At 72.0% G+C, this 12,138-nt stretch carries 14 protein-coding genes; 1 reads left to right on the forward strand and 13 read right to left on the reverse strand.

Annotation, left to right across the window (positions count from 1 at the left end; all coding sequences use genetic code 11):
• The 3 genes from ACFWN1_RS26770 to ACFWN1_RS26780 all read right to left on the reverse strand — a co-directional run.
• A partial coding sequence (locus ACFWN1_RS26770; protein ID WP_384367026.1) for a hypothetical protein occupies window positions 1-604 on the reverse strand: 604 nt, incomplete at its 3' end.
• A gap of 77 nt (window positions 605-681) precedes the next feature.
• Entirely contained in the window at window positions 682-1,119 is a 438-nt protein-coding gene (locus ACFWN1_RS26775; protein ID WP_384367029.1) for a helix-turn-helix domain-containing protein, read from the reverse strand.
• A gap of 281 nt (window positions 1,120-1,400) precedes the next feature.
• The gene (locus tag ACFWN1_RS26780; protein ID WP_384367032.1) at window positions 1,401-1,766 is read right to left on the reverse strand and encodes a hypothetical protein; all 366 of its coding nucleotides are present in this window, start codon (window positions 1,764-1,766) and stop codon (window positions 1,401-1,403) included.
• Window positions 1,767-1,801: 35 nt separating this feature from the next.
• Here ACFWN1_RS26780 and ACFWN1_RS26785 point away from each other — a divergent pair, with 35 nt between their 5' ends.
• The gene (locus tag ACFWN1_RS26785; RefSeq protein WP_384367035.1) at window positions 1,802-2,215 is read left to right on the forward strand and encodes a hypothetical protein; all 414 of its coding nucleotides are present in this window, start codon (window positions 1,802-1,804) and stop codon (window positions 2,213-2,215) included.
• 53 nt (window positions 2,216-2,268) lie between these two features.
• Here ACFWN1_RS26785 and ACFWN1_RS26790 read toward each other — a convergent pair whose 3' ends face one another.
• From ACFWN1_RS26790 to ACFWN1_RS26835, 10 genes are all read right to left on the reverse strand, one after another.
• Complete coding sequence (locus ACFWN1_RS26790; protein WP_384367038.1) at window positions 2,269-2,877, reverse strand: TetR/AcrR family transcriptional regulator; 609 nt, start codon at window positions 2,875-2,877, stop codon at window positions 2,269-2,271.
• Between the two features lie 228 nt (window positions 2,878-3,105).
• Window positions 3,106-4,071, reverse strand: coding sequence for an alpha/beta fold hydrolase (locus tag ACFWN1_RS26795; RefSeq protein WP_384367041.1), 966 nt, complete (start codon window positions 4,069-4,071; stop codon window positions 3,106-3,108).
• A gap of 26 nt (window positions 4,072-4,097) precedes the next feature.
• Window positions 4,098-5,060 carry a VlmB-like protein gene (locus ACFWN1_RS26800; protein ID WP_384367044.1) on the reverse strand — a complete coding sequence of 321 codons (963 nt, stop codon included), beginning with the start codon at window positions 5,058-5,060 and terminating at the stop codon, window positions 4,098-4,100.
• A 61-nt stretch (window positions 5,061-5,121) separates the two neighbouring features.
• The gene (locus ACFWN1_RS26805) at window positions 5,122-6,114 is read right to left on the reverse strand and encodes a phosphatidylglycerol lysyltransferase domain-containing protein (protein ID WP_384367047.1); all 993 of its coding nucleotides are present in this window, start codon (window positions 6,112-6,114) and stop codon (window positions 5,122-5,124) included.
• Complete coding sequence (locus tag ACFWN1_RS26810; protein WP_384367050.1) at window positions 6,111-6,602, reverse strand: hypothetical protein; 492 nt, start codon at window positions 6,600-6,602, stop codon at window positions 6,111-6,113. Before ACFWN1_RS26810 ends, ACFWN1_RS26805 begins: the two co-directional genes overlap by 4 nt.
• Entirely contained in the window at window positions 6,602-7,072 is a 471-nt protein-coding gene (locus tag ACFWN1_RS26815) for a type II toxin-antitoxin system RatA family toxin (RefSeq protein WP_384367052.1), read from the reverse strand. Before ACFWN1_RS26815 ends, ACFWN1_RS26810 begins: the two co-directional genes overlap by 1 nt.
• 34 nt (window positions 7,073-7,106) lie before the next feature.
• Window positions 7,107-8,357: an aspartate aminotransferase family protein gene (locus ACFWN1_RS26820; RefSeq protein ID WP_384367055.1), complete on the reverse strand. Its 1,251-nt coding sequence runs from the start codon at window positions 8,355-8,357 to the stop codon at window positions 7,107-7,109.
• Window positions 8,357-9,496, reverse strand: a complete 1,140-nt coding sequence (locus tag ACFWN1_RS26825; protein WP_384367058.1) for an acyl-CoA dehydrogenase — start codon at window positions 9,494-9,496, stop codon at window positions 8,357-8,359. The genes ACFWN1_RS26820 and ACFWN1_RS26825 overlap by 1 nt, the downstream gene beginning before the upstream one ends.
• Window positions 9,493-11,106, reverse strand: coding sequence for an aldehyde dehydrogenase family protein (locus ACFWN1_RS26830; protein WP_384367061.1), 1,614 nt, complete (start codon window positions 11,104-11,106; stop codon window positions 9,493-9,495). Before ACFWN1_RS26830 ends, ACFWN1_RS26825 begins: the two co-directional genes overlap by 4 nt.
• Before the next feature lie 5 nt (window positions 11,107-11,111).
• Window positions 11,112-12,138, reverse strand: a 1,027-nt coding sequence (locus ACFWN1_RS26835; RefSeq protein WP_384367064.1) for a thioesterase domain-containing protein, incomplete at its 5' end; no start/stop codon positions are given.

Below are 12,138 nucleotides of genomic sequence, written 5' to 3' on the forward strand. Positions count from 1 at the left end.
GGGCAGGAGCCGAAACAGGAGCCGGAGCCGGGGCCGAACCCGGCTTCTTCACGACGGGCTTCCTCGCGGCGGCCGGGTCGGGCTTGGCGACGGCCGGACCGGGCGCACCGGCGGCCGGCTTCGGGGTCTCCTTGATCACGCCCGGCTCGGGCTGGCCCTCGACCGCGATGGCGAGTTCCTCGATCTCCTCGGCGGCGTCGCCGCGCCAGGTCCTGACGGCCTGCTCGCCGTGCTCGGCGACCTTCTCGTACGCCTCGCGGGCCTTGACGGCGTACTCGGCGGCGACGCCGACACCGCGCAGGGCGAGATCCTGGGCCTGTTCGCCGACCTTCTTCAGGTCGACGTCGAGGTTGCCGATGAAGCCGTTGACCTTGGTCTGGATGGTCTCCTGCGCCTCCTTGGCGCGGGCGGTGGCCCGCTCCTGCACGACCTTCGGGTCGGTGCCGCGCACCTTCTCGATCTGCGCCGGGGCCTCGGCACGCAGCTGCTCGACCAGACCGGGCACCTTACGGACCTGCCGGATGGCGAGATCGGCGGTACCGGCGGCGAAGTAGAGCGGAGTCGGGTCGCTGAAGGTCTTGCGCAGGTCGTCGGTGATGGTCATGGTGGGGGTCCTCCCGGATTCGCGTTCGGCTGAGGCAGGTGTGGTCCGCGTGCGGAGGCCGGAGCCCTGGTCCGGCTTCATCCGGCCGTCCGCCGCGGACCGGCATCACTGCCGGGGTCGTCTCCCGTACCCGTGGACTCCTCGGGCCGTACGGGGCCTTCGCCACCGAGTCCGTTCTCCTTGCGGAAGGACTCGTAGATCTGGAGCAGGACCTGCTTCTGCCGTTCGTCGAGCGAGGGGTCGGCGAGGATGACGGCGCGCGTCTCCACCTCGTCCCGGTCCCGCTCGGCGTCGAGGATGCCCGCGCGGACGTACAGCGTCTCGGCGGAGATCCGCAGCGCCTTGGCGACCTGCTGCAACACCTCCGCGCTGGGCTTGCGCAGCCCGCGCTCGATCTGGCTCAGGTACGGATTCGACACCCCGGCGGCATCGGCGAGCTGCCGCAGCGACAGTTGCGCGTTGCGCCGCTGCTCGCGCAGGTACTCACCGAGATTGCCGACGTTGAGCGATGCCATGCCTCCACCATGCCCACCCTCGCTAACTTTTGCAAGCACCTGCTTGCAAAAGTGTCGCGGCGGGGTTCCCGTCCTGAGAGTCGGAGGAGATCGCTGTCCGTTCCCGGTCCATCTGCGGTTTCCTACCGGGTCCGCTGTGCGAAGTGAACGGGTCCCGGCCGATCTGCGCCGCAACCAGCTCACCGGAGCACCTGCCCGCGCCGGCGGTGCCCACCACTCCGGCTGCCGGACGGTCTGAGAGATCATGACGGCCGGCGGGCGGACGCCCCGCCTTGCCCGAGTTACCGAGGCTGGTAGGAGGTCGCCGGCACGGAGACGGTCACCTGACTGGATAAGGAGCCGTGGTCGCTCAGGTCAGCGTGGGTCAGATGGCGTGTGCTCGGTGTCATCTCTACCAGGTCGATGGCTTCTTGCCAGGTCAAGGGCGTGGTGTATTCGACGTGCTGAGTACCGGCGGCCTGGAAACAGGGGTCCAACGCCCGTTGCGGGCGCTGTTCCTTGTCCGGGTCGATCGTGACCATCGCGGGGATCTGGCCCCGTAGCTCGGCCAGGTGCCGCTCGATGGGCCGCACCACGATCAACCGGCCGGTCGGACGGAGCACCCGGTGGAACTCGGACGGGTTGCGCGGGGCAAAGACGTCCAGCACGACGTCGACCCCCTGGTCGACAGGTCGCCGCGTAGGTGGAACTCGCCGGGATGATCGGCGACGAGGACTTCCGTGCCCGGATGCGCCGGACGGCCGTACGCCAGGCCGCCGGGCGCCCGCTGGACATCGAGCGCGATGCCGGCGAGGAGCTGGTGGAGTTCACCCGTCAGAAGGTGGCCGAGGCCGGGAAGTCGGGGACCGGCCCGCTCGGCAACAGGGTCGCACCCGTCATCGACGACCTCGTGCACCGTTTCGCCGAGGTGTTCGCGCGCACGCCTGACAGGACGTTCCGGTACTGGATGGCGGAGCAGTTCGAAGAGGCGCACGATCCCAGGGTGGACCGGTACTGGCGGCTGGTGTGGATCGTCAACGGCTGGCAGGTGGTACCGAATCCGACCCCGGTGTACCCCTGGCTCGTCCAGGCCCTGCGACATGACCGCGCCGCATAGTCACAGCGGCGGGCCCCGCCCCGGCTCCTGGACGAGTCCAGGGGATCACCCGCTCAGGTCTCCGGCCGTTCGCCCCTGGTAGTGGTGCGGGGCGGGGAGCCCAGGGTTGCGCTCACCAGGTCGCGTACGAACTGTTCGTCCAGGCTGACGCCGTAGAACAGGCTGCGGAACAGCATCAGTCCGGCCCACATGTCCAGGACCGTGGAGACGTCCGCGTCCGGCGGGAGGGTGCCGCGGTCGATCGCGCGGTCGAGCACCACGACCGACTGCTTCTTGCGCTGATCGATGAGTTCCTCGCGCAGACGCTGAGCGAGTTCGGGGTCGGCCGCCGCGTCCGAGACGAGCGCCGACAGGACCAGCCTGACCGTGGGCGAGCCGTAGATCTCGGCGAGCGTCTCGGCGACGGCGACGATCTCCTCCTCGCTGTCACCGATGTCGGCGACCGGCACGTCCGGCAGCTGGACCCGCACGGCGTCCAGCACCAGGGCCGCCTTGTTGGCCCACGACCGGTAGATGGTCGCCTTGCCGACAGCGGCCTCCTGGGCGATGCCTCCGATCGACAGCCGTGAGTAGCCGAGGACTCCGAGCATCCGCATCGTCGTGGAGAGGATGCGCTCACGTGCGTCGAGGTCCCGCCGGTGCCCGCCTCGCTCATCCGACATCGGAGAGAGGGTTCTCTTCTGTCCCATGTGTGATGAGTTCTCCGATCGTGCGGGGTGATGACGCGCACCGTCGCGCCACGGCTCCAGAACGAGCCGTATCGTTCCTGCATCATGAAAGATTCTGGACCATTACTCAAGTCCGTGTACCGAACGGCCACGGGGCCTTCACCGGCCTCGCGGTCGTCGTGAAGGCCCCGCAGGAGCGCTGACGGGGGCGGTCCCGCCCGGTCACGCAGGCCGGCGCGCCGCGGCCTCCCTCTCCGTGAGCCAAAGGGAGATCCGTTCGGCGATCGCCTCGCCGCGGCGGGCCCAGCGGACATGGTCGACCCGGGTCCCCCCGGCGGGGCGGTAGTGCCAGCGGTGCACGTCGGCCGCCGGGAGCTTCGCGCACAGCCGGTCGACCGCGCCCGCCGGCGCGAGGTGGTCGCCGGCCACCGACACGGCGAGCACCGGCAGGGTGACCTCGCCGAGGCGGGCCTCGTAGTCGAAGCCGGCTCCGGCGGGGGTGAGCCGGCCGGTGCGGCAGAGCCGGGCCCAGTCGCGCATCAGCCGGGCCGGCTGGCGGCCGCCGAAGCCGAGCCTGTGGCCCGGCCAGAATCCCCAGAGGGCGGAGATGAGGGCGACGAGCTGGGTGGACGCCAGCACCCGGTACCGAGCCACGCCACCAAAGCCTCGGAAGTCCACCGAACCGGCCGCGACGAGAAGCAGCCCGTCCACCGACTTGGGCGCGCGGGCCAGGTGCAGAACACTGACCTGGCCGCCGATGCTGTGCCCGAGCGGATAGAGCGGCACGTCGGGACCGAACCGCTCGCGTACGGCGTCGAGCACCGCCGGCCAGTCACGGGAGGCGAGTTCGTCATAGCCCCAGCGCGTGCCCCGTCCGGGCCGGGGGCCGCTCTCGCCCTGGCCCCGCAGATCCACGGCGAGAGCGGCGACGCCCAGGGCCGCGAGGTGTTCGCGGAACGGATCGTAGTAGGCGGCGTCCACCCCGAGCGCCGGCCAGATCACGATCACCGCCCGCGGCGGACCGGCGGGGGTGGTGACGCGCGCCGCGAGCGTGGCCGGGGGTGTCTCCCGCGCAGCGGCCCGCGACGGGGTCGGGACCGGGGGTGTCTCCCGCGCAGCCGCCCGCGACGGGGTCGGGGCAGGCTCGTCCGCCGCCCCCGGCAGCGGGACCCGCCAGACCTCCGGCACGGCCCCGCTCTCCCCCGGACCGCGCGTCACGGCGTCCCGTCGAGCAGCATGTACGCCAGGCGTGCCTCCTGTGTCTCGCGTGACCATCGTTCCGCCGCCTCCATCCGCTCCTGGACTCCGGTGTCCACCAGGCGGCGGCCCGGCCAGATCTCGTATGCGCCGAGCAGGTGGCCGTGTTCGGCGAGGCCTTCCTGGAACAGGGACTCGCGGCGGAAGAGCACCTCGGCCATGGGCAGCTTCTCCCAGAGGCGGCGGCCCTCCTGGATCAGGGCGAGGAGGCGCGCGCGCTGGTCGGGACGGCGGGTGAGGTGATCGCGGACGATGGCGCTGCCCACGGCCAGATGGCGGATCTCGTCCATGTTGGCGCCCCGCTCGACGAGGGCCGCGGAGGGGTCCAACAGCTTCCACTTGCGCTCGCTCAGTTCGGCCGCGGGGGCGAGCACGCCCTCCACCAGGACGGTCAGCACGAGCACACCGCCGTAGAAGTCCCCCTGGTCGCGCAGGACGTGCAGGCCGAACTCCTCGAGCGGGTCCAGGACGGCCGCGCCCGAGGAGGCCGCCGTCCGGGCGATCGCCCCCGCGACCTCGTCGGCCGGGACTCCCGCCTTGAGCAGGTGCTCCCTGAAGACGCGCGCATGCCGGGCCTCGTCGACGAGCTGCGTGGAGAAGAACTCCAGGGAGTCGTTGTCCGGCGCGTGGAAGACGAGGAAGGACAGCGCACGGGCCGCCTTCTCCTCGGCCAGGGTGCGGAAGGTGAACTCGTCGACGAGGGCGTCGTGCAGCGGGCCGGGCCGGGTGACCGCCTCGGTCGGGGCGTCCGCCCGTACCGAACCGTCCGCCAGCCGGCGCAGCATGGAACCTGCCACGTGCTCGATCCAGTACGGCAGGTTGCAGTCGGCGGCGGTGAGTTCCAGGCTCCGGGCACCCTCCAGGACGCCCGGAGCGGCATCCCAGTCGGCCTCGACGGGAACTGCGGGGGGCTGGGTCATGGTGCGGTCCTCATTTCACGCGGGGAACATGTCGGGAAAGCCGTCTCGGTGGCCCTGGAGTTCATACGGCGCTGATCGCCCGCAGCAGCCGCCATACGGCCCCCGGGCGGACCCGGTCCTGGAAGGCCACGTACTCGGGCTCGATCACCTGCGGAGCCCACTTGAGCTTGAAGGCTTCCTGGGTGCGGGCCGGGTACAGCGCCGTCCCGCGTCGCGCCACCTGGCGCAGTGCCCGCGTCAGGAGCGGTGACGAGGAGGCGGGCTCGAGACTCCGGTCGAGTCCGGCGAACGGGGTCAGGCCCAGGTGGAGCCACTGGGCGCCCTCGTCGGCGAACGCGGTCAGCGCCGTCAGGTTGATCAGCTCGATCGTGCCGACCGGCGCCGGCGGTGAGCGGCGGGTGAGGTCGTACAGCCATCCCGGGCGGCTGCCCCAGACGGGCGAGTAGGTGATGTAGGCGACGGTGCTCCCGTGCCGGCGGGCCAGGAAGGTGCGTCGCGACGTCCGCCCCGGGCCGCCGCGTTCACCGACCAGGAACGACAGTTCCTTGACGTGCCTGCCCTTGGCCCGCAGCCAGGCCCGGTCGATGTCGTCCAGGGACTGCCGGCCGGCGAGGTCGTCGGGGGCCGCCTCCACGACCGTCACGCCCTCACGGCGGGCGCGGGAGACGTTCTGCCGGATCTTGGCCAGCGGTTTGCCCCGGAGCGTGAACCGGCTCAGATCGATGGCGTACGAACTGCCGATCTGGTTCGCCGTGAAGCCCCGCCGGACATACAGCGGCAGTTCGTCGCGGCGGAGCTGGACGGCCGTCAGCGTGGTACCCGGGCCCAGATGCCGCAGGTAGTCGTCGAGGAGGGCGTCGCGCGCCGACGGCGGGGCGAAGGGCCCGGCGAACTGGATGTGATGGCGCCGGCCGGGCAGATGGGCGACGATTCCGGGCACCAGGTCGCTGCGGTAGTGGTGGGTGGCGCTGTTGACCGCAAGGAAGGCGCTGGGGTGATCGGCGTGCTCCCTGAGGACGTCGAGCACGGCCTGCGCCTCGGCGGGGGCACTCATGAGGCCACCCGAGCAGGCCGGGCCGCGTCCGCTTCCGCCACGGGCACGTCGGACGTGAGGTCGTTCTCCAGTCGTACGAAGGCGGGGTGCGGCGCCGACTCGAAGTCCACGGCGAAGGGCTTGAAGAAGTTACCGAGCAGACCGCGGTCGCCGCACAGATGGACGGGGACCGCGAGCAAAGCCCATTCCGGTCCCACCAGCCAGGCCCACAGGGCGACGACCGCTCCCGCGCTGAGCCAGCTGTGCGTGGTGTTGTAGAGGACGTGGTAGACGCGCGGGATCGCGCCCCCGGACGCGCGGCGGTGGGCGAGGGCACCGGGCAGGTAGCCGATGACGTCGATGTACGCGAACAGGGCGACGGCGACCGGCCAGCGCACCTCGTCCAGGTGCCACAGGAACAGCCCGGCGCTCAGGGCCAGTCCGACGCAGTACTCGGCCCGCAGCAGCCCGAAGGTGGTCGGCGTGTCGAAGCGGTTGACGGCATCCATCACGCGGCCCTTCCCCGTACCGAGTCCCCGGGCACCTGTTCCGTCAGCAGCGTCCGCAGGATGTGCTCGATCGTCTCCAGCAGCACCCGCTCCGCCACCGGGTCCACGATCCCCGCGAGGCTCGGCAGGCCGAAGTCGAAGGTCGCGGCGAAGCGGACCCGGGCCGTGCCGTGCGGCCCGGCCGCGACGTCCCACCGGCCCTCGAAGGACTCGAAGTCCCCCTCGGTCTGCCGGAAGACGATGGACAGGGCCAGGTCGTCGAAGACGTCCTCCTCGCTCCACGCGAGGACGCCGTTGCGGAAGTCGACCTCCCAGTCGCTGAGGACGGGCGACCCGTACGTGGCCGGGTGGACGGTGACGAAGCGGACCGTGTCCACGAGATCCGGGTAGCGGGCGAAATCACGCACCCGCTCGTACGCCTCGTGCGGGGACAGGCGGGTGTCGTCGTAGAGCAGTTCCACCGAACGCATGGGGTGTGGGTTCCTTTCGATGCGGGCTGCCGGACTACGCGGCCGGGAAGCGCCGGCCCAGAGCGCGGAAGGCGCCGTCGAGCGCCTCGTCCAGGTGGTCCAGTTCGGGCTCGCCGAGCACGGCCGGCGGTGTGAGGCGGACGACGGTGTGCGCGTTGAGGGAGTGATTGGCGATCACGTCACGGGCGAGGAGTTCCAGCAGGAACTCCCCCGCCAGGCCCGCCTCGTGGAACTCGACGCCGATGAGCAGGCCGAGACCGCGGACCTCGCGCACCAGGTGGGGGCAGTGGCGGGCCACGGCGGTCCGCAGCGCCGTCAGGATGTGCTCGCCGAGGACGGAGGCGCGTTCGACCAGCCCCTCGTCCTCGATGACCCCGATCGCGGCCTCGGCCGCCGCCATGGCCAGGGGCGCGGCGGCGAAGGTGGACGTGTGCAGGAACGGGTCTCGGTCGAAGGCGGCGAAAGCCTCGACCGTGGCGACGGCGGCGGCGACGGGGACCACCCCGCCGCTGAGCGCCTTGCCGACGAGCAGCACGTCGGGGGTGACACCCTCGCGGTCGGCTCCCCACCACGCGCCGAGCCGTCCGAGTCCCGTCATCACCTCGTCCAGGACGAAGAAGGCCCCGGCGGCGGCGCAGGCCGCGGCCACGTCCTTGAGGTAGCCCTCGGGAGGCACCAGGACGCCCGCCTCGCTCTGTACGGGCTCCACGATCACCACGGCGTCGGAGGCGTCGGCGCCCAGCGCCTCGCGCAGCGCGTCCGCGTCGCCGTAGGGCACATGCGTGGCGTCCGGCAGCAGGGGGTGGAAGGGGTCGCGGTAGAGCGGGTTGCCGGTGGCGGACAGGGCGCCGAACGTCTTGCCGTGGAAGCCGCCCGCGGTCGACACGATACGGCGGTGGCCCCGGGTGCGGGCCAGCTTCAGGGCCGTCTCCACGGCCTCGGCACCGGAGTTGGTGAAATGAACCCGTTCGAGGCCGGCCGGCGCCACCCTGGTCAGGGCGGCCGCCGCGTGCGCGGCCCGGGGCTCCAGCAGCAGCCGGGTCGCCAGCGGGTGGGTGCGCAGCTGCCGCTCCGCGGCGGCGACGATCCGCGGATGGCAGGCGCCGGCGAGGAAGACGCCGTAGCCGCCGCAGTTGAGGTAGGCGCGGCCGTCCTCGGTGCGCACCCAGGAACCGGAGGAGGCCACCTCGACCTGTCCGCCGAACATCTCGCCGAGCTTTCCGCGTCCCCGGCTGAGATGCCTCTTGTAGAGACGGGCGATCTCCCGGCCTTCGGTGCCCGCCATCACCGCACCCGCAGCGGTGCGCCGTCGTGGTGGTCGAGCAGCGCCTGGGCGGTGGCTCCGCGCGAGGGCGGGTGGAACGCCAGGGCACGGCTGACGGCCAGCAGGTGGCCGACGTCGGGGGTGGTGGCGAACGCCAGGCCGCCCAGCAGTTCGGCGGCTCGGTCGGCGGCGGAGACGAGGAGTTCCTGCACGGCGTAACGGGCGGTGAGGACGGTGGCCAGCTCGTCGTTGCCGACCGTGTGCTCGTCGACGATCCGGGCCACGTTCTCCGCCAGGGCGATCGCCGCCTCCACGCCGGTCAGCAGGGCCGCCCGGTCGGTGGCGCTGCCCTTGCCGGCACGCAGGGCGCTCTCGGCGAGCCGGGCCACGGCACCGGTGTAGACGCTGGTGACCAGCAGCTCGAACCACACGAACCCGACTGTCTGCAGGGTGTCGAGTCCGGTGCCCAGCTCGACCTGGGGCCGCAGCATCAGCTCCTCGGGTATCCGCACCTCCTCCAGGACGACCTCGTCGCTCTCGGCGCCGGCCAGGAAGGGCGCCTGCCAGAAGGCGCGGCGGGAGATGCCCGGGGAGTCGGCCGGCACCAGGGCCACTCCGAGTTCGGTGCCTCCGTCCGCGCCGGGCAGCGCGACGCTCGCGGTGATGAGGTTCATCGACGCCGACAGGCTGCACGGCTTCTTGCTGCCGCTGACCAGGTAGCCACCCTCGACGGGCACGGCGAGGACGCCCGAGTCGAGCACCCCGGCGCCGGTGCGGCCCTCGGCGAACGCGGAGCTGACCAGCAGCCGGTCACGGGCGATACCCTCGATGACCAGCCACTCCAGACCGCTCGCGTCGGCGGAGGCGACCAGCGCCACGAGGCTCGCCACGGAGAAGTTGTGCATCGCGGTCGCCACGCCGAGGGAGGGCGACAGAGCGCCGAGCGCCCGGGACACCCGTGCCGCCTGCAACGCGCTCGCACCCGCTCCGCCGTACGGCGTGGGCACGAGCAGGCCCGGTCCGGCGTGCCGGCGGAAGAGTTCCGGGCCGGGGCTGCCGGGTGACTCGAGTTCCAGCAGCGGGACCTCGGCCAGGGCCTCGGCGAGCCCCGGCAGGAACTTCTCGCACGTCTCGCGTGCGCTGTCCATGCCGCGCGTCATGCGGACACCTCCCGTACGTCGCTGTCGTCGGCGAAGACCGCCGCGCCGGGCCTCACCCCGCGGGCCACACTGACTCCCTGCAGGTGGGAGGTGCGCAGGATCGGGTAGTTGGCCTCGCCGCACGGGCCGCCGGTCAGTCCGGTGCCGCCGTGCGTGGGCAGCAGGGGCAGAAAGCCGATGTGGGAGTCGTTGACCTTCAGCAGCCCGCCGTTGCGGATCAGGGACACGAAGGCGTCGATGGTCCGCTCGCTGCCGGACCACAGCGAGTTGCGCAGCCCGTACTCGTTCGTGTTGACGAAATCGGCGACGGTGACGAGGAGTTCCTCGTCGTCGGCCGCCTCGGGCACGATCACGGGCAGCAGCGGGAAGAACGTCTCATGGCGTACGGCGTCCAGTTCGCGCGCCGTCTTCAGGCCGTTCACACGCAGCACGGTGGGTTCGAGGAAGAGCCCCCGGGTGTCGTCGGGACGCCCCCGCACATCCAGGCGGCGGCCGCCGCACACCAGCTCGGCGCCCGCCCCGGTGGCCTGGCCGAGGACGTCGTAGAACTTGTCGGGGCGCAGGACGGGCGACAGCAGCGCGTCGGGTGCCTCCGGAGGGCCGGGTCTGATCGCGGCGGCCCGCTCCCGCAGCCGGGCGAGGAGTTCGTCGGCGACCCGGGGGTGGACCACCGCGCAGTTGGGCACCATGCAGATCTGCCCGGAGCCGTAGAAGGCCTCGGCGAGGGCCTCGGCGGCCAGATCGAGGTCGGCGTCGTGCCAGACGACGCAGATGTCGTTGCCCGCGAGTTCGAGGACGGGTTTCTTGCCCCGGGCGACGCACTCGGCGCCGAAGGCGATGCCCTGCTCGCTGTTGCCGAAGTACATGATGTCGTCGACCAGCGGGCTGTCGAGCCACTGGTCGAGGGTGCCGCGGGCGTCGGAGCAGAGCACCGAGAGGGCGGCCGCGGGGGCCCCCGCCCGTTCGAGGGCGGGGGCGATCAGCTCGCGCAGCGCGTACATCACGCCGAGCGGCGCGCTGCGGGGCGCGCGGACGACGAGGGCGTTGCCGGCCGCGAGCGCCCAGATGCCGAGCAGGGCGTTGGCGACGGTGGCGTTCTGCGGCGGGTTGAGACAGACGACCCCGTCGGCGACCCGGCGGACCTGGAGGGTGCGCGGCCCGTCGTGGGCGGTGTACAGCATCTGCCCGACGAGGAAGGACCTGGTGGCGGCACTGGTGTTGGCGAGCATGCCGGCCGCCTCCCAGCGGGCCAGGGCCCTCGGGTGCCCCTCGGCGATCATCAGGTCGACAAGGGTGTCGTGATGGGTGCGCACCAGGTCGTGGAACTCCTCCACCACCCGCATACGTCGTTCCAGGGGCGCCGCCGACCAGGTACGCGCCGCGCCGGCCGCGAGCTCCAGTGCGGCGTCCATGTCGCCGGCGTCGGCTGTGGCGCACCGGCCGACGACGTCCGTACCGGCCTCGTCGAGCGGGACGCGGCCCCGTTCCAGACCGCGCTTGAGGCGGATGGCGCCGAAGAAGTCGTCCAGCATGGCGGAGGCGCGCAGCGTGTAGATCCACTGCCGGCCGGGGTGTTCCGTGCCGCCGAGGTAGGAACCGTAGCTGAGCACGGGCTTCACCGCTCCCCGTACTGGGCGTACTTGGCGAGGGCGTCGTCGAAGGCGCCGGCCAGCGCGGTGATCCGCTCGCCGTCCTCGAACATGGTGAAGTGGTGGCCGGGGACCTTCTGCACGCGCAGCCGGCCGGTGATGTGGTCCTGCCACAGCGACTTGTCGCGCAGGTTGATGCGGAGCGCGTCGAGCAGTTCCTCCGGCTCGGACTCCTCCGCCTGCAGCAGCAGGATGTCGCCGTCGAAGGGGCGGTCGGGGTAGTAGGTCTTCAGCATGTCGTGGTTGGCCTGCCAGATCCCCAGGAAGCCCTCCTCGCGCAGGATGTCGATGTCGACGCCGCGCATCAGGGAGGTCTGCGCGGACAGCACGTCGAACGCCGCGTCGAACTCCTCGGGGCTGAGGCGGCCGCCGACATAGCTCTCGGGCACATGGGTGTCGAGCATCAGCACCGGCTCGACCCGCTCGCCGGCGGCCTGGAGCTGCACGGCCATCTCGAAGGCGACGTTGCCGCCGAAGGAGTAGCCACCGAGCCGGTAGGGGCCGTGCGGCTGTACCGACCGGACGCGTTCGACGTACAGGGCGGCCAGGCCGCGCAGGGTCGAGGGCCGCAGGCCGGCCGGCGCGGTGGGGAAGGACAGCGCGGTCAGCGGCACGGTGGAGTGCGAGACCTCGGCGAGCCGGACGTACAGCAGGTTGGTACCGCCGGCCGGGTGCACCAGGAACAGGGGCACTTCGTCACCGTCGCGGACCGTGACCAGTCCGCGGCCGGCGGGTTCCCCGGCCCGGTCGGCACGCACGGCCGCGGCCATCCGGCTCGGGGTGCGCAGGGTGCCGAAGGCGTCGAGGTCCAGGGTGACACCGAAACGGTCCCGGAAGACACTGACGATCTCGACCGCGAGCAGCGAGTCCCCGCCGAGGTCGTGGTAGTCGTCGTCCGGGGCGATGGCGCGGATGCCGAGGTGCTCCTCGAGTACGGCGATGACCTCTTCCAGCACGCCGTCGTCGGTGCCGGTGTCCGCCACGGTGGTGGCG

Source organism: Streptomyces sp. NPDC058459, from assembly GCF_042721685.1.
GTDB lineage: Bacteria > Actinomycetota > Actinomycetes > Streptomycetales > Streptomycetaceae > Streptomyces.